General features: G+C 31.0%; 16 protein-coding genes. 10 read left to right on the top strand and 6 right to left on the bottom strand.

All coding sequences use genetic code 11. The features are described 5' to 3' along the window. Nucleotides 1-3 precede the first annotated feature (3 nt). On the top strand, nucleotides 4-243 hold the full coding sequence (locus HOG88_RS06160) for a hypothetical protein (protein WP_295004289.1): 240 nt from the start codon (nucleotides 4-6) through the stop codon (nucleotides 241-243). Nucleotides 244-634: 391 nt separating this feature from the next. Here HOG88_RS06160 and HOG88_RS06165 read toward each other — a convergent pair whose 3' ends face one another. After that, nucleotides 635-1,558: an RluA family pseudouridine synthase gene (locus HOG88_RS06165; protein WP_295004291.1), complete on the bottom strand. Its 924-nt coding sequence runs from the start codon at nucleotides 1,556-1,558 to the stop codon at nucleotides 635-637. Nucleotides 1,559-1,656: 98 nt separating this feature from the next. Between HOG88_RS06165 and purB the strand changes: the two genes are divergently transcribed. The 5 genes from purB to trxC all read left to right on the top strand — a co-directional run bounded on the left by purB (nucleotide 1,657) and on the right by trxC (nucleotide 6,746). After that, on the top strand, nucleotides 1,657-2,985 hold the full coding sequence (gene purB, locus HOG88_RS06170) for an adenylosuccinate lyase (protein WP_295004293.1): 1,329 nt from the start codon (nucleotides 1,657-1,659) through the stop codon (nucleotides 2,983-2,985). A 237-nt stretch (nucleotides 2,986-3,222) separates the two neighbouring features. Beyond that, nucleotides 3,223-5,589 (top strand): ribonucleoside-diphosphate reductase subunit alpha, encoded by a 2,367-nt coding sequence (locus HOG88_RS06175; protein ID WP_295004295.1) that lies wholly within the window; start codon nucleotides 3,223-3,225, stop codon nucleotides 5,587-5,589. Then, nucleotides 5,580-5,927 (top strand): hypothetical protein, encoded by a 348-nt coding sequence (locus HOG88_RS06180; RefSeq protein WP_295004297.1) that lies wholly within the window; start codon nucleotides 5,580-5,582, stop codon nucleotides 5,925-5,927. Before HOG88_RS06175 ends, HOG88_RS06180 begins: the two co-directional genes overlap by 10 nt. 11 nt (nucleotides 5,928-5,938) lie before the next feature. Further along, nucleotides 5,939-6,322: a flagellar assembly protein FliW gene (gene fliW, locus HOG88_RS06185; RefSeq protein WP_295004299.1), complete on the top strand. Its 384-nt coding sequence runs from the start codon at nucleotides 5,939-5,941 to the stop codon at nucleotides 6,320-6,322. Nucleotide 6,323: 1 nt separating this feature from the next. Beyond that, entirely contained in the window at nucleotides 6,324-6,746 is a 423-nt protein-coding gene (gene trxC, locus HOG88_RS06190) for a thioredoxin TrxC (protein WP_295004301.1), read from the top strand. A 98-nt stretch (nucleotides 6,747-6,844) separates the two neighbouring features. On the opposite strand, the gene HOG88_RS06195 is transcribed toward trxC, so the two are convergent. From HOG88_RS06195 to HOG88_RS06210, 4 genes are read right to left on the bottom strand one after another with little or no spacing between them, the layout of a single operon-like run. Then, the gene (locus HOG88_RS06195) at nucleotides 6,845-7,159 is read right to left on the bottom strand and encodes a pyrimidine/purine nucleoside phosphorylase (RefSeq protein WP_295004303.1); all 315 of its coding nucleotides are present in this window, start codon (nucleotides 7,157-7,159) and stop codon (nucleotides 6,845-6,847) included. After that, nucleotides 7,156-7,641 carry a crossover junction endodeoxyribonuclease RuvC gene (ruvC, locus tag HOG88_RS06200; RefSeq protein ID WP_295004305.1) on the bottom strand — a complete coding sequence of 162 codons (486 nt, stop codon included), beginning with the start codon at nucleotides 7,639-7,641 and terminating at the stop codon, nucleotides 7,156-7,158. Before ruvC ends, HOG88_RS06195 begins: the two co-directional genes overlap by 4 nt. Beyond that, nucleotides 7,638-8,141: a hypothetical protein gene (locus HOG88_RS06205; protein ID WP_295004307.1), complete on the bottom strand. Its 504-nt coding sequence runs from the start codon at nucleotides 8,139-8,141 to the stop codon at nucleotides 7,638-7,640. Before HOG88_RS06205 ends, ruvC begins: the two co-directional genes overlap by 4 nt. Continuing rightward, nucleotides 8,138-8,881 (bottom strand): hypothetical protein, encoded by a 744-nt coding sequence (locus HOG88_RS06210; RefSeq protein ID WP_295004309.1) that lies wholly within the window; start codon nucleotides 8,879-8,881, stop codon nucleotides 8,138-8,140. Before HOG88_RS06210 ends, HOG88_RS06205 begins: the two co-directional genes overlap by 4 nt. 212 nt (nucleotides 8,882-9,093) lie before the next feature. On the opposite strand from HOG88_RS06210, the gene dnaA reads away from it, so the two are divergent. The 4 genes from dnaA (at nucleotide 9,094) to HOG88_RS06230 (ending at nucleotide 15,449) form a co-directional block, all read left to right on the top strand. Beyond that, entirely contained in the window at nucleotides 9,094-10,401 is a 1,308-nt protein-coding gene (dnaA, locus tag HOG88_RS06215) for a chromosomal replication initiator protein DnaA (protein WP_295004311.1), read from the top strand. Nucleotides 10,402-10,582: 181 nt separating this feature from the next. Next, the gene (dnaN, locus tag HOG88_RS06220; protein WP_295004314.1) at nucleotides 10,583-11,650 is read left to right on the top strand and encodes a DNA polymerase III subunit beta; all 1,068 of its coding nucleotides are present in this window, start codon (nucleotides 10,583-10,585) and stop codon (nucleotides 11,648-11,650) included. A gap of 82 nt (nucleotides 11,651-11,732) precedes the next feature. Next, entirely contained in the window at nucleotides 11,733-14,048 is a 2,316-nt protein-coding gene (gene gyrB / locus HOG88_RS06225; protein ID WP_295004316.1) for a DNA topoisomerase (ATP-hydrolyzing) subunit B, read from the top strand. Between the two features lie 9 nt (nucleotides 14,049-14,057). After that, a complete protein-coding gene (locus tag HOG88_RS06230; RefSeq protein ID WP_295004317.1) occupies nucleotides 14,058-15,449 on the top strand; it encodes an EAL domain-containing protein in 1,392 nt (463 codons plus the stop codon). Here the strand turns inward: HOG88_RS06230 and HOG88_RS06235 are convergent. After that, complete coding sequence (locus tag HOG88_RS06235) at nucleotides 15,436-16,656, bottom strand: CCA tRNA nucleotidyltransferase (RefSeq protein ID WP_295004319.1); 1,221 nt, start codon at nucleotides 16,654-16,656, stop codon at nucleotides 15,436-15,438. The two genes, HOG88_RS06230 and HOG88_RS06235, sit on opposite strands and share 14 nt — an antisense overlap. Nucleotides 16,657-16,723 lie beyond the last annotated feature (67 nt).

Here is a 16,723-nt window from a genome sequence, read left to right on the forward strand (position 1 = left end):
AATATGGCAGATAAAACAGATGCAGACAGAATAAAAGAAGTTTATAAACTATGTAAGGGTCACTTTGGTGATGTAAGATTTGTTGGTCTTAAATATCATAGTAAAATTGGTTGGGTTTCAAAAGCTCAATTTAATAGTGATGAAGTTGGAAATTTAACGGCAGACGGTAAAACAAGTACTGAAGCTTTAAGAAATTTAAGAAATCGTATCAAGAAAATTATTAAAAGATATAATGGAGTTTAGGCTCTGTTAAATAGAAGATATTTGTAGTAAAACGACCAACACACCAGGGAGGTCGTCTATGGGTCTAATAATACCTAAGTAATCTTATAAAAAACTAACAAAAATAAATCAAATTAAAATCCTCTTTTTAAATATATCCCTTAAATAAAATTTATATACTCTATAACAATAGAAAATTCTTTTCTTTATGTGTATTATTCACACATTGTTATAAACAGTGAATAAAGTTCGACTTTCAATGAAGAAAATATGAAATTCTTCTATGATTTAAGAAAAAATTTATATAAATACTTACTGAAATAGAAACTTTTATATAGCTTAAAGCCCTGTTTATAGGGCAATGTCGGAAAACATAGTAAAATTATATATTTTAAAATTATAAATATAAAAACTACAAAAAGTTATTCACATCCATACTATGGAAACAAACCTTTTTAAAGTCAATCATACTTTTTACTTTATACTCTTTACTATATAATTCAAATTCCAACTCACATGCATGAAGAAGAAGTCTACTTGACCCACCATTATTTATTCTATTTACTGGAGTAAACTCTCTATCAAGAAATTTAATAATGTTTGCTTCATTCTGCCCATAAATTGGATCACCGACTATTGGATGTTTCACGTGAAACAAATGAACACGTATCTGATGTTGTCTTCCTGTATGAGGTGAACATTCTATGAGAGTCATATCTTTCTCTGGAAAATACTCTAGAGGTCTAAAGCTAGTCTTAGATTCTTTTCCAGTACTGTCAACTTTAACAACCATTCTCACTAGAGCAGACTCAGCTTGAAAACGCAGTAAAGGCTCTTCTACAATAAGTTCATTTTTAAACTCACCATGAACCATCGCAAAATATTTTTTCTTCATATCTCTTTCTTGAAACATCATCTTAATCTCGCGTTCACTAGTTTTGTTAGTCGAACACAAAACTAATCCACTTGTCTCTTGGTCAATCCTATGGCCGATGTTAGCATCCATGCCATACTGAGACTTTAATTCATCTATGAGAGAGTAGGGGGTTGCCTTAGTTTGAGGATGAACTAGTACACCACTTGGTTTATCAAATACTACAAACTCATCTTCAACAAAAGTAGGTTCTAATCCACGAGATATTGGTTCAAAATAAATGAACTCTATTTCCCCTTCTATCTCTCCAGCAGTCTTTAACATCTTTTCTCCATTAACAAGAACGCGACCCTTAGATATATAACGCTGTGCTTCTCGTTGAGGATATCCAAATTCATTCATAAGATAAAAGAGTGCTCTCTGTTTCTCTTTGACAAAATAGTTCTTTTTTACAAATGGCATTTTTAATTCCTCTGTTATGATATTTATTGTAAAATACCAAACTTTAATTAGACGAATTTTAGCGTAAATTTATAAGAGATAAACTAGAAGGAATAGAAATGGTAGAGAGATATTCAAGACCAGAGATGGCAGAAAAATGGACACAACATGCAAGATATGCAGCATGGCTAGAAGTTGAAAAAGCAGCAGTTAAAGCTTGGGCAAAACTTGGGAAAATTCCTCAAGAAGATGCAGATAAGATTGTAAAAAATGCTACATTCTCAGTAGAAAGAATCGAAGAGATAGAAGCTGTTACTAAACATGACTTAATTGCGTTTAATACAAGTGTTAGTGAGTCTCTTGGTGAAGAGTCTAGATGGTTTCACTATGGTATGACTTCTTCAGATGCTGTCGATACTGGTGTTGCTCTTCAAATGAAAGCTTCACTAGAAATAATTATAGCTGATGTGAAAATGCTTATGGCATCTATTAAGACAAGAGCAGAAGAACATAAGATGACTCTTATGGTTGGACGTTCACATGGTATTCATGGTGAGCCAATCACTTTTGGTTTGACATTAGCTGTTTGGTATGATGAGATGGCTCGTCACTTACTAAACCTAGAGCAAACTATGGATGTTATTTGTGTAGGTCAAATCTCTGGTGCTATGGGTAACTTTGCTCATGCTCCGCTAGAGCTTGAAGAGTATGCGATGGCTGAACTAGGACTAAAACCTGAACCATGTTCTAATCAAGTAGTTCACCGTGATAGATATGCGAGACTTGCAACTGCATTAGCAAGTATGGCTTCTTCTATAGAAAAATTTGCAGTACAAGTTAGACATCTTCAGCGTACAGAAGTATACGAAGCTGAAGAGTTTTTTGCAAAAGGACAAAAAGGTTCGTCTGCAATGCCTCACAAGCGTAATCCAATACTAACGGAAAACATAACTGGTTTAGCTCGTATGATACGCTCATATGCGATGCCAGCTATGGAAAATGTCGCATTATGGCATGAACGTGATATATCTCACTCTTCTACTGAGCGTTTCTGGTTACCAGATGCTTTTATAACAACTGACTTTATGCTGCAGCGTATGAATAGTGTTATATCTAAACTAACTGTTTATCCTGAGAACATGATGAAAAACCTAAACCTAACAGGTGGACTTGTTTTTTCTCAACGTGTTTTACTTGAGCTTCCACTTCAAGGAGTATCTCGCGAAGATGCTTATAGAATTGTACAGAAAAATGCAATGAAAGTTTGGGAAGAGATACAACAAGGAAAACCAAGTACAGATGCAAATGGTGAATCTTTGTATCTTAACCACTTGCTAGAGGATGAAGAACTTGGCAAATCACTAAGTGAAAAGCAAATTCGTGAATGTTTCAACTATGATTACTATACTAAAAATGTGGATAAGATCTTTAAAAGAGTTTTTAAATAAGCTAAACAACTAATAAGTATAACCTTTCTGGTTATGCTTTTTATCACCTTAAATTATGCATATTTACAATGTAACATTTCTTTCAAATTCCACATTAAATTATCCCTATTTAAAGTTTTTTATTATTATACTTTCGCTAAAATTCAATATAGTTTTAACGATTTTTTCTGTAATTTTTCATGTGAATGATTATGCAAAAAATCCAAAATTACTAAAAATATTTTATAGGGTCCCATAATGATAACAGTAATAAAACGCAATGGAAGAACAGAACCATTAGACATCGCAAAGATACAAAAATACACTTCAGCAGCCGTAAAAGGTCTTAGTAATGTAAGTCAGAGTGAGCTAGAAGTTGATTCACAGATTCACTTTCGTGATGGTATAACATCTAAAGAGATTCAAGAAACTCTCATTAAAACTGCAGTTGATAAAATAGACATTGATGCTCCTAACTGGACTTTTGTAGCATCGCGTTTATTCCTTTTTAATATGTATCACCAAGTAAATGGTTTTACAGGCTACTCTTCTTTAAAAAAGTATTTCCAAAAAGGGGAGAAAGAAGGACGTATTCTTCTAGGATTAAAAGAAATGTACGATCTTGATGAACTTGAAAAACATCTAGTTCCAGAGCGTGACTTACAGTTTAACTATCTCGGAGTTAAAACTCTTTATGATAGATACCTTATAAAAGATGCTAACTCTTCTCCTATTGAACTTCCTCAGCATATGTTTATGGGAATTGCAATGTTCTTAGCACAACGTGAAGAAAACCGCCAAGAATGGGCTATCAAGTTTTATAACATGATAAGTACTTTTGAAGTTATGCTTGCAACACCAACACTTAGTAATGCAAGGACTCCTAGACACCAACTTTCTTCTTGTTACATTGGTTCAACACCTGACAATATAGAAGGAATTTTTGACTCTTACCAAGAGATGGCTATGCTTTCTAAATTTGGTGGAGGAATCGGCTGGGACTGGACTGGTATACGTTCAATGGGTTCATTTATTGATGGACATAAAAATGCAGCAGGTGGAACTGTACCATTTCTTAAAATCACAAATGACATCGCTATAGCAGTTGACCAACTCGGAACAAGAAAAGGTGCTATCGCTGTTTATATGGAACCATGGCATATAGACATTAACGACTTTTTAGACCTTAAGAAAAACTCTGGTGAAGAGCGTCGCCGTGCCCATGATTTATTTCCATCAATGTGGCTCAATGACATATTTATGCAAAGAGTTCAAGAAGATGCAATCTGGACACTTTTTGACCCTTACGATACAAGGGAACTTACAGAATTATATGGTGAAGCATTTAACAAACGCTACTGTGAACTTGAAAATGATGACACTATCATAAAAGAAACACTCAAAGCGAAAGATTTATGGAAAAAAATTCTTACATCTTACTTTGAAACAGGTTCTCCATTTCTTTGTTTTAAAGACAATGCTAACCGCGCTAACCCAAATGATCACTTTGGTATTATACGTAGTTCTAACCTTTGTACAGAAATTTTTCAAAACACGCAGCCTAACCACTACAAAATAAAGTTTGTTTTTGAAGATGGAGAAAGTGTTAGTTATGAAGAAGATGAAATAGTAAAAGTAGATAGTGGCATTGAAAAACCTGCGAAAAAAGTAACTGCATTAGACTCACTTGGAGGACTTCCAATTTTTGTTGTTGAAAAAGAAAAAGTAGATGGATCAACTGCAGTTTGTAACCTTGCATCTATAAACCTTTCACGTATAAATACAAAAGATGATATAGATAGAATCGTTCCCACCGCTGTAAGATGTTTAGATAACGTTATAGACCTAAACTTTTACCCTGTTGAAAAAGTAAAACGTACTAACATGAAAAGTCGTTCAATTGGTCTTGGTGTTATGGGTGAAGCGCAAATGTTAGCAGAGTTTGCAATAGAGTGGGGATCACAAGAACACTTTGATAAGATAGATGAAATAATGGAAGCTGTTTGTTATAACACTATCTCAGCTTCTTCAGACTTAGCAAAAGAAAAAGGTGAGTATCCAGAGTTTAAAGGCAGTAAATGGAGTCGAGGTATTTTTCCTCAAGACCATGCAACTGCAGATGTTATAAATTTAGTAGATCGTGGTGGACTTTTTGCCTCGACATACGAATGGGAAAGTTTGCGAACTAAGGTTAAATCTCAAGGGATGAGAAATGGTTACCTGATGGCTGTTGCACCTACAAGTTCAATTTCTATTTTAACTGGAACAACTCAAGCTATTGAACCTGTATTTAAACGCAAGTGGTTTGAAGAGAACCTTTCAGGACTTATTCCTGTTGTTGTGCCTAAACTCTCAGCTGAAAATTGGGCTTATTACACTCCTGCTTATGACCTGAACCAAACACTTCTTATAAAAGTAGCTGCAATCCGTCAAAAATGGATAGATCAGGGGCAATCTTTAAATATCTTTATCTCTCTTGATAAAGCAAGTGGAAAATACTTAAATGAAATCTATATGCTAGCTTGGAAACTTGGACTAAAGTCTACATATTACCTCCGTTCACAATCTCCAGAAGTAGCAAGTGATGTAGAAGATAGAAGTATGGAGTGTGTTGGTTGTCAATAGGCATCGATTTAGAACGTTTCGAGCACTTTAAAGATTCAGAATTTCGTTCTCTCGAGATTCTCTCCCCTGGACAACTAAAAATAACTTTTACAGTGCAAGATAAAGCAAGAGAATTTGACTGGATAACACTCTCTCTAGAATTTTCCGGTGTAACCGATGCTAAGCTACATGAAGAATCAAAAATGAAACTTATAAACCTTAGTGATGGTATAAATATTATAAAAACAAATACTGGGTTTGCTTTTGGAATTGGAGAGTGCTATAATATATCAAATATACAAAGCTCTGTTTGTTATATACTCTATAGGAGTCTAAAATATGAAGAAGGCTTATTTTAAAAGGATAATTTATGAGTTATGATGTACGTGGTGAGATTTTAGGTTTTAGTGATACAGCAAATGTGAATATAGTAGAGATAGATGATTTATTTTCAACAATGGTTGACACAAACAATGAAAACATCTCTTTTACAATTGTAAATCCATATATGCTAAGAGAGTATTCGTTTCATATACCCTTAGATATAAAAGTACTTTTAGAGATAAATGAAACATCTAAATTAATTGTTTATAATATTTTAGTTATACAAAAGCCTTTAGAAAATTCGACTATAAACTTTTTAGCACCTATCATCATAAATGAAGATAATAAAAAACTAGCACAATTTATACTTGAACCAAGAAAAAACCCTGATTTTGGTATGGCAGAATCTATAAAGTCATTCAAGCAATAAAATGAGAGTAGTATGTCCACACTGTTTAGGTGTAAATAATATACCCGAAAAAGATAGTTATAAAAAAGCAAACTGTGGTAAATGTAAAAAGTCTTTACTTGAAACTAAGCCTATGGATCTAGTAGAAAACAATGTTGATGAAGTGGTAGTAAATAGTGATATACCAGTTATTGTTGACTTCTGGGCACCTTGGTGTGGACCCTGTAAGATGATGGGACCAGTTTACGAAAAAGTATCCAAAATATATCCACTAAAAGCACTCTTTACAAAAGTAAATACTGAGAATGAGCAAAACTTAGGTGCTAGGTTTGGAATAAGAAGTATACCAACTCTCATAGTTTTTAAAGATGGTAAGGAAGTTAACAGAGTCTCTGGTGCTCTTGATGAATCAAACTTAATTAAACTAGTAAACTCATTTATTTAAATAAGCCTCTTGTAACATCTTTTAAAAAAGTTACAATAAATGGCTATAGTATTTTAATTACTTTGGGACAATAATTTAGTTATTGTCTAAGTTAGGCTTTAGCCTTTAATATATGAACAGCAGTAATCTGTAACTTTTGTTACCTTCACATCAAAAGATAAGTTAGCACCAACATTAAAAGTCTCCGGTGTGTTAAGAGTTTTCCACTCTTCATTTGGTAGTTTAATCTCTAAATCACCACTTAACATTTCCATAATCTCTGCTTCATTTGTACCAAAAGTATATTCACCTGGAAGCATAATACCAAGAGACTTTATAGTACCATCACTGAACTCTAAAGTTCTACTTGTTACCTTTCCATCATAATATATATTTGCCTCTTTTACAGCCGTTACATTTTCAAATTTACTCATTTCATTCCTTTATTTAATTTTACCCTTTGAGAGTGTGTAATAGCAACAGCCATTGCATCACTTATATCAAGTGGTTTAATTTCTTGTTTGATGTTAAGCAATCGTTTAACCATAAAGTTAACCTGTTCTTTACTCGCCTTACCTTTACCAGTAAGTGCTTTTTTCACTTGTAAAGCAGTATACTCATTAAATTGTCCAAACTCTTGTAATAACTTAAGCATTATAGCACCTCTAAACTGTGCTAACTTTATAGTAGTTGCCGGATTATGTGCATAAAATATATCTTCCATGGCAACTTCATCAATAGTATGAGAAGCAAATACTCTAGTTAAGCCCTCAACCATCTGAGGAATCTGGAACTGCAGTTCCTCTGCTTTCATTTTTATAAGACCCGCTTCTACTAAAGATATTTTTGAGTTTTCTAATCTTATAAGAGCATAACCCATATTTCTTGTTCCAGGGTCTATCCCTAAAATAATCATGCTTTACTTTCTATTTGAAATGGTTCTGGAAACTCTTTGAGTTTTTTATAACTTTGGATACTCTTTGCAATCATTCTATGAAGGCTATTTGGGTCTTGAAAGTTTATCTTAGCTATTAAGTCTCTTCCACCTAAACTCTGCATAACCCATAGTTGCATCTCACTAGGTTTAAAAGTCTCTCTAACATTAATACGTCGTAAGAGGTCTGAAAAGTCTTGAGCACTTTTTTCACTATCTTTTAAAACAGTTTTATAGATACTATGTAATAAATTAGCTATATCCTCAGCATCCGTATCTGTATCAAAAGTTTTTTTAATGCCACTCATCGCTAAAAGTTTAGAAAGTTTTTTTAAAAACTTATACTCAGGCTTTAGACCTTCTATGAGTATATTTCGTGCACTACCAAATTTGTTAATAAGGTCTAATACTATTTCAATTGTCTCTTCATCAGTATTAAGCCCATACTCATCTATAATTATTTTTGCTTCTTTTATACTCACTTAATAAACCCTCCCTCACGTAATTTATCTAGAATAGCTTCATGCTCTAGACCTTGCTTTTTATAGATATTATACCAAACCTGGCCCTCTTCATTAAACTTTATTTCCTCTTTAGAATACATAGCTTCATGTTCTAATGTATTAAAGTGCTCTATGAGCTTCGCTATATTCATAATATACTGTCTATGAAATTGTGCTTTGGGTGAAGAAGAGAAAAGCCATCTAATCGCATCATAAAACATTTGAGCTGTTCTGTTCGTTTCATGCATATGCACTCTTAAAAGATACTCTCCATCAGTGTTTTTAAATTCTTTTCTTACATAGTTTGGTTGGAGTTTCTTTCTTTCTTGGTCAAAAAAACTTACAACACGTTTTATATCTAAATTAGAATTTTCTTTTCTCTCTAAGTTAGGCTCTTTAACTGTCGTATTTACAATTTCTTTTTTAACTTCAACTTCTATAATTTTTTCATCTTGAATTTGGAGGGCAAAAAGATTCTTATCTTCTTTTACTTCTTCATCAAGTTCAAAAAGGTTTTTGAAGTCATCTAAGATATCAAGACCACTTAAAATATCTACAAATCCCTCAAAAGATATCTGTCCACTTTTCTCAAAACGTGTGTACTTACTATAGTTCATATTTATTTTTTGTGCAAAAAGTTCTTGTGTTTTAAATCTTTTTTTACGAATACTCTTCACTTGTTTAGCTATATCTTTTAAAGTGTCTAAATTTTCTTCCATTTTTCTTCTTTTCGTGCATATTTTGCCAAATTATAACAAATTCTTTATTAAATCGTTCATATATTAACGATTTTATAAATTAAAAATTTGCAAGATTTTATAGCTATTCCTTCTATTCACGTATGTATAAATTAGTTATTCACGTATATTTAACTTTTTTTTATATAAATAGAGAGTATTATTCACATATACAATTAAATATAGGAAATAATGTGAATATAGGTAAAGAAGTTTTAAATCTTCTCAAAGAAGAGATTACAGAAGTTGAATACAACCGTTATATAAAACACTTAAATTATGATTTAAAAAAATCTAATGCAAATTTAGCAATATTTTATGCACCGAATGCTTTAGTAGTAAATTGGATTAAAAATAGATATACAGAAAAAATTTCCCATCTTTTTGAAATAAAATCTAATGCAAAAGTTACTGTACAAATAACTCTGAAAAACAAAGTTGAAACAAAAAAAACTAAACAGATAGTAGAAGCTAAACAAAGTAGTTCACTTCTTAACACTTCTCACTCATTTTCAAACTTTATGGTTGGTGGATCTAACCAGTTTGCCTATGCTGCCGTTAAAAGTGTTAGTGAAAATGCAGGAAATGTTTATAATCCCCTTTTTATCTATGGGGGTGTTGGTCTTGGTAAAACTCACCTTATGCAAGCTGCGGGAAATGTTTTTCAAGATGAAGGAAAGGTTGTTATATATACATCAGTTGAACAATTTTTAAATGACTTTACACGTAGTATTCGTAATAACACTATGGAACGTTTTCGTGAAAAATATCGGAAGTGTGATGTTTTACTTATAGATGATATTCAATTTTTATCTAATAAAGAAGGAATTCAAGAAGAGTTATTTCATACTTTTGAAGCACTAAAAGGTGATGGTAAACAGATAATGTTTACAGCAGATAAACATCCTAAAAAAATAGCAGGACTTGAAGCAAGACTACAAAGTCGATTTGAGTGGGGTTTAGTAGCAGACATACAACCTCCTGAACTAGAGACAAAAATAGCTATTATTGAAAAAAAATGTGAGATTAATCGAGTTTCTTTATCTAAAGACATAATAAATTATATAGCAACCGTTATAGAAAGTAATGTACGTGAAATTGAAGGAATATTATCTAAACTTCATGCCTACTCACAACTTATGCATATAGATTTAAATTTAGAATTTACTAAAAATGTTCTCAAAGATCAAATGAATGAAAATCGAGAAAATCTTACTATTGAAAATATAACGCAAACTGTTGCAAAAGATTTAAACATAAAACCAAGTGAAATAAAATCCAAAGGTCGAAGTAAAAATATAGTTTATGCAAGACGAATTTCTGTATATATATGTCGTGAGCTTACACAAAATACTATGCCACAACTAGCAAAGTATTTTGGTATGAAAGACCATACTGCAATATCACACACTATTAAAAAAATTAATGAATTAATTAAAGATGATGAAGATTTTAAACTTAAAATAGATGAGTTAACAAATAAAATAACCTCTGCATCTTAAAATTTAACTCTTTATCTATAAAAAAAGATATAATAATAAAAGTGAATAGATGTGAAAGAACTTTAATATGTTCATCACATAACAAATAACACACTAGTAGTGGAAAAGTGTCTTTATCACATATTCACATGACCCTACTACTAACTACTAAAATTATAATAAATATATAGGAAATTAAACTATGATAATAACTATTTCTAAATCAATACTAGAAAACATACTCATTCATGCAGGGCCATTTTTAGAAAAGAAAGATACATCACAAATTACTTCACATATATATTTAAATGCTAATAACAATTCTCTTACACTAAAAGCAACTGATTATGAAATTGGATTTTGTGTAATAGTTAATAATGTAAATATACAAAATGAAGGGAATATTACTGCTAATGGTAAAAAGTTTTTAGATATTGTTAGAATATTAAAAGATGGAGATATAAAATTAGAAGTAAAAAATGATATTTTACATATTTCACAAGGTTTTTCTAATTTTAAACTTCCAACATTTTCTTATAATGAATTTCCTGAATTCCCATCTCATGAAGGTAAAGCTCGTATATCAATTGAATCTCATACTCTAATTGAATCTCTTAAAAAAATAACTCCTGCAATAGATAATAATAATCCTAAATTTGAATTAAATGGTGCTTTAATTGATATTCATAATAATTCAATAAACTTTGCATCAACTGATACAAGACGCTTATCTGTAGTAGATGTAATAAATGACAGTGAAAATGAACTAAGTATTATAATTCCTAAAAAAGCTATATTAGAAATTCAAAAACTATTTTTCGATAATATAGAATTATATTATGATGACACAAATCTAATAATTATTTCAGATCAATATACATTTTTTACTAAATTAATAAATGGTAAGTTTCCTGAATATTTAAGAATTATTCCAAAAGAAATAAAAAATAAATTAGTTTTACCAAAAGCAGTTATGATTGATTCAATAAAACAAATTACCACAATTTCAACAGATGTAAGAATTACATTTCATGGTGAAGTAATAACTTTTGAATCTCTTAGCGATGATAATATTGAAGCAAAAACAGAAATAGGATTTTCAACAGGTTTTAGTGAACCTTTTTCAATAGCAATTAACTCAAGATATTTATTAGATTTTTTAAACTCAATAAATAATTCAGAATTTACAATAGGCCTCAATGAAAGTAATCTTCCTTTTATACTAAGTGATGAGAACTTTAAAACAGTTGTTATGCCCATAGTTATATAATTGGATGATATAAAACTTTTATTTAGTAAAATTTAGATAAAATATCTCTAATTATGCCAAATGGCTATTTACGGAGATATAAATGGAAAATTACGGTGCTAGTAATATTAAAGTCCTTAAGGGATTAGAAGCTGTTAGAAAACGTCCAGGAATGTATATAGGCGATACTGGACATCGTGGTTTACACCATCTTGTTTATGAAGTTATTGATAACTCTATTGATGAGGCTATGGCTGGGCACTGTGATACTATTACTGTAACACTTACAAAAAATGGAACTTGTAAAGTTTCAGATAATGGTCGTGGTATTCCTACTGATATGCACCCAACTGAAGGTATGTCTGCTGCAACTGTTGTTTTAACAGTTCTTCATGCTGGTGGTAAGTTTGATAAAGATACTTACAAAGTATCTGGTGGTCTTCATGGGGTTGGTGTTTCAGTTGTAAATGCACTTTCAGCAGATCTTCATATGACTATTCACCGTGAAGGTGAAATTTTTGAACAAGACTTTAAAGAGGGAATTCCTCAAGAAGCACTAGCAGTAACTGGTACAACTCGTAAAACAGGTACAACCATTGAGTTTGCCGCTGATCCAACTATATTTACAGAAACAATAACTTTTGAATATGAATATCTTTCAAAACGTTTTAAAGAACTTGCATATCTAAACCCATTTATAACAATTAAATTTAATGACGAACGTAACGGTGAAAAAGAAGTTTACCACTTTGAGGGTGGAATAGCTCAATATGTATCAGATATGAATAAAAAAGTTGTAGTAGCTGATGTTTGTTCATTTAGTCAAAAAGTTGAAGATATAGAATTTGATGTTGCACTAATGTACAATGATGCTTATGATGAAAAACTTGCATCTTTTGTTAATAATATTAGAACACCAAATGGTGGAACACATGAAGCAGGATTTCGTGCAGGTTTAACACGTGTTATTTCTTCTTATAATTCTAAAAATGGTGTTGCAAAAGAAAAAGACATAAAGATCACTGGTGATGATGTAAAAGAAGGTTTAATAGCAATAGTATCTGTACGTGTACCTGAACCTCAATTTGAGGGTCAAACAAAAGGTAAACTTGGTAATACTTATGTTAGACCATTAGTTCAAAAAGCTACAGGTGAAGAATTATCCAAATATTTTGAAGAAAACCCTATCCAAGCCAAAGCAATTGTAGCCAAAGCACTTTTAGCTGCTCGTGGACGTGAAGCTTCTAAAAAAGCTCGTGATTTAACTCGTAGAAAAGACTCTATGAGTGTTGGAACACTTCCAGGTAAGTTAGCAGATTGTCAAAGTAAAGATGCATCGGAATGTGAACTTTATTTGGTGGAAGGGGATTCTGCTGGTGGTTCTGCAAAGATGGGACGTGACCGTGTTTTTCAAGCAATTTTACCACTTAAAGGTAAGATTTTAAATGTTGAAAAAGCACGTTTAGAAAAAGTTTTAAAGTCTGATGAAATTACTAATATGATTACAGCAATGGGATGTGGTATTGGTGAAGAGTTCAATGAAGAAAAACTTCGTTATCACAAGCTAATTATTATGACGGATGCGGATGTTGATGGAAGTCATATTCAAACACTTCTTTTAACTTTTTTCTTTAGATATTACCGTACTATCGTTGAAAATGGTTATCTTTATTTAGCTCAGCCACCTCTTTATCGTTACAAAAAAGGTAAAAAAGAGATTTATTTTAAAGATGATGGAGAAATGAATAGCTTTTTAATAGATAATGGAATTGAATCTTTAGAAGGTCAAACTTTAGGACATAATGATTTATTATCTTTCTTTAAAATGGTTGATCATTATGCTGGAAGTTTAGAGGCACTTAGACGTCGCTATTCACTTATATCTCTTATTCGTCATTTTGTTGAAAATCCAGATCTTATAAGCCTTAGCGCAAAAGATTTATTTCCTAAAATAGAAGAGTTTTTAACTTCTATTGATAACAACATACTTACAAAAACAATTGATGAAGAGAGTAATGAGATTCATATTTTTGTACAAACACAGGGTGGAATGGAAGAATTACTTATAAATGATGATTTATTTACTGCACCTCATTTTACGGAAGCTGATTTTGTTTATAAAAAGATTCAAGAGTGGGAACTTACTTTCGATAAAGATATTATTACAGAGCTTGAAAATATTAAAGAGTATGCTAAGAAAGGTTCATATATCCAACGCTACAAAGGTCTTGGTGAAATGAATCCTGATCAGTTATGGGAAACGACTATGACAAAAGAAAATCGTGTACTGCTTCAGATTACTATTGAAGATGCTGAAGTGGCTTCTGACACGTTTACACTATTTATGGGTGATGAAGTTGAACCTCGTCGTAACTATATTGAAACACATGCAAAAGATGTGAAACACCTCGACGTTTAATACTGCTATATGTTACTTCCACAGACAAAAGAGAGGGAATACCGTTTTAAGTTAGCACTTAGAATGGGTCTTCCAATTTTTTCTCTTATTGTTGCTCTTCTTTCTTACTCATTTTTTGAAAATTATGAAACACTTACACCTCTGTTTATTGCAGAATCTATTTTACTTTTGGTCTTTACAATTTATTTTTTTCTTTTTCTTATTTATAAAGGTTTTGATGTAAAAATAACTGATGATGTTAGTAAAACATTTACACGTGAATACCTCTTTTCTTATTTAAAAAAAATCTTAAAAAAAGAAAAAGAGTATGCTTTAGTTCTTGTAAGCATAGACAATTTAAATGATATAAATACTCAGTATGGAATAAACAATGGTGACAAGGTTTTAGAAGAAGTTGCTCAATGGATAGAAGCTTATTTAAAGTCACAAGATCTAGAAAACTATCCAATGGGACATATTAAAGGTGGAGACTTTATTATAGGCTTTAAAGGCACAGCAGAAGAGTACAATACAACTTTAGAGTTGATGTGTTTAAAGTCTAGTGAGTTTAAAGTCCAAGATATGGAAATTAAAATTTCTGGGGCCATAACAGATACGGAGTACTCCAGAGACTTACATTACATGATAGAAAATCTTTTTAACCTTCAAGATGAAGTTAAAAACTCTAAAAACAGAGATAAAGATGAAGAAATAAATCCAAGTGAATTAGAATCTTTTGTGATCAATGCCATTGATAAAAGAAGTATGATTCTTTTGACACAAGATGTTTTTAAAGGTAATAAGCTTTATTTAAAAGAGTGTTTTGTTAAATTAAAAAGCCCTGAGGGTAAACAGTTATTTCCAAAAAAATATCTTAAAATTATTAATAAATTAGGACTTGGTGTAGAGTATGATCAAATGGTTTTGGAGCAACTTATATTAGTTGCTGATAAAAATATTACTTATGCAATTAACATAACACCAACTTCTTTGAGAAATGATAAATTTTTATCATTCGCAAAAGAGTTACTTAGTGGTAGTGATATAAAGTTAGTATTTATTTTGAGTGAACAAGAGTATTTTTCTCACACAGACAGATTAAACTCAATTATAAAATCACTTAAGAAATTTAATGTGAGTATTGCTATTGACAGAGTTGGTTCTTTACATACGAGTTTCTTGTATCTACGTGAACTCAATATTGATTTTATTCGTTTTGACAATTATTATTCTACAGCAATAAAATTAGAAGATAATAAAGCGATAATTAATGGTTTTAACCTCATTGCCCATGAAAAACAAGTTTTAAGTTGGATGAAAAATATTGAAGATGAAGAAACACTAGAGTCTATTTTACATAAGAATATAGATCTTATCCAGGGAAAACAACTTTCAGACTTAGAAAAAATCAGAGAAAACTAATTTTTTTAAGCCATATAAGAGCATCTTCATAAGTTGTAAACTCATTTCTCATTTGAGCTTCGTAAGCCGTATTTAGTATTGTAGAAAAATCTTTGGATGGTTTTAGACCAATGTTTATAATATCTCTTCCTTGAAGAAAAGGTTTGAGTTTGTTGTTATAAACATTAAGTTCGATTGCTTTATTTTTAATATTTTCTAGAGTCTGAATGTTGATTCCTAATTCCATCGCATTTTTATAGCATAAGAACTCTTCAATATTTACCTCAATGGCTAGTTTATAAATCTTATAGTCCGTGATATTGTTTAAATCTATAGATGTATTTAGTAATGAGAGAATATTTTTTATAAGAGCTACTTCATTTGTCAGTTTACTTAGAAAACTTGTTCTTTTCATTTGTGAGAAAAATGTACATATAACTGCTAACATTAAAGTTGTGTCAGGTTTTATAGTATCAAGAGCTACTAACATAGTTTGAAACTCTACTTCACTAAGAGAAGAAAATTCCTCAAAATACAAAAATCCCTGTATATCTTTTAAAAGTAAAATACCTAAGGATGGCTTTTTAGATTTGAGTAAAAGTTTTTTTATTTCATCAAAAACTCTTTCTTTTGGAAGTTCATTTAGTACACTTTTTTGCATCATCTTTTCACATTTTTGATGAAGATTTCTCTCAAGTGAAAGATTAAAACGCGAGGAAAATTGAATAGCTCTGAGTACTCGCAAAGGGTCTTCATCAAATTTTTCTAAGTCTACTGCTCTTAAAAGAGAGTTGTTTAAATCAACTTGTCCATTAAAAGGGTCAAGTATTTTTTTACTCTTTACATCATAACCAATTGCATTTATTGTGAAGTCGCGTCTACTAGTTGCTGTTTTGAAGTCTAGGTTAACATCAGTTTGAACTTCAAAACCTTTATGACCGACTTTTACTTTTGAATCTCGACGAGGAAGAGAGAAATCAATCTCCCAATTTTTCAAAGTGAGCTTACATACACCAAAGCTTTTTCCTACATTATTTACATTTCCAAATTCTTCTAAGATATTTTGGAGTAAATTTAGTGAAGAAATACCATAAAGTTCAATATCTATGTCTTTTGAGGTTTTGTTAAGTAAATAATCTCTTACAAATCCACCAATAATAATAGGTTTAATTGCATATTTATCTAGTTTATCAAATATTTTATTAAGTTCATTTGGGTATTCAATCATTTAAAAGTGTCCTTTTTATAGGATTATTATTTTTATTCTCTTTGGCTTATACTGCACGTATAAGGAT

This window comes from Sulfurimonas sp. (genome assembly GCF_018698455.1).
Classification (GTDB): Bacteria; Campylobacterota; Campylobacteria; order Campylobacterales; family Sulfurimonadaceae; genus Sulfurimonas.

What these genes read in the sequence shown, in the direction of transcription:
- HOG88_RS06165 (WP_295004291.1), bottom strand. Translation starts at nt 1,558, where the DNA reads ATGCCATTTGTAAAAAAGAACTATTTTGTCAAAGAGAAACAGAGAGCA.
- gyrB (WP_295004316.1), top strand. Translation starts at nt 11,733, where the DNA reads ATGGAAAATTACGGTGCTAGTAATATTAAAGTCCTTAAGGGATTAGAA.
- fliW (WP_295004299.1), top strand. Translation starts at nt 5,939, where the DNA reads ATGAGTTATGATGTACGTGGTGAGATTTTAGGTTTTAGTGATACAGCA.
- purB (WP_295004293.1), top strand. Translation starts at nt 1,657, where the DNA reads ATGGTAGAGAGATATTCAAGACCAGAGATGGCAGAAAAATGGACACAA.
- HOG88_RS06210 (WP_295004309.1), bottom strand. Translation starts at nt 8,881, where the DNA reads ATGGAAGAAAATTTAGACACTTTAAAAGATATAGCTAAACAAGTGAAG.
- HOG88_RS06235 (WP_295004319.1), bottom strand. Translation starts at nt 16,656, where the DNA reads ATGATTGAATACCCAAATGAACTTAATAAAATATTTGATAAACTAGAT.
- trxC (WP_295004301.1), top strand. Translation starts at nt 6,324, where the DNA reads ATGAGAGTAGTATGTCCACACTGTTTAGGTGTAAATAATATACCCGAA.
- HOG88_RS06175 (WP_295004295.1), top strand. Translation starts at nt 3,223, where the DNA reads ATGATAACAGTAATAAAACGCAATGGAAGAACAGAACCATTAGACATC.
- ruvC (WP_295004305.1), bottom strand. Translation starts at nt 7,641, where the DNA reads ATGATTATTTTAGGGATAGACCCTGGAACAAGAAATATGGGTTATGCT.
- HOG88_RS06160 (WP_295004289.1), top strand. Translation starts at nt 4, where the DNA reads ATGGCAGATAAAACAGATGCAGACAGAATAAAAGAAGTTTATAAACTA.
- dnaN (WP_295004314.1), top strand. Translation starts at nt 10,583, where the DNA reads ATGATAATAACTATTTCTAAATCAATACTAGAAAACATACTCATTCAT.
- HOG88_RS06195 (WP_295004303.1), bottom strand. Translation starts at nt 7,159, where the DNA reads ATGAGTAAATTTGAAAATGTAACGGCTGTAAAAGAGGCAAATATATAT.
- HOG88_RS06230 (WP_295004317.1), top strand. Translation starts at nt 14,058, where the DNA reads ATGTTACTTCCACAGACAAAAGAGAGGGAATACCGTTTTAAGTTAGCA.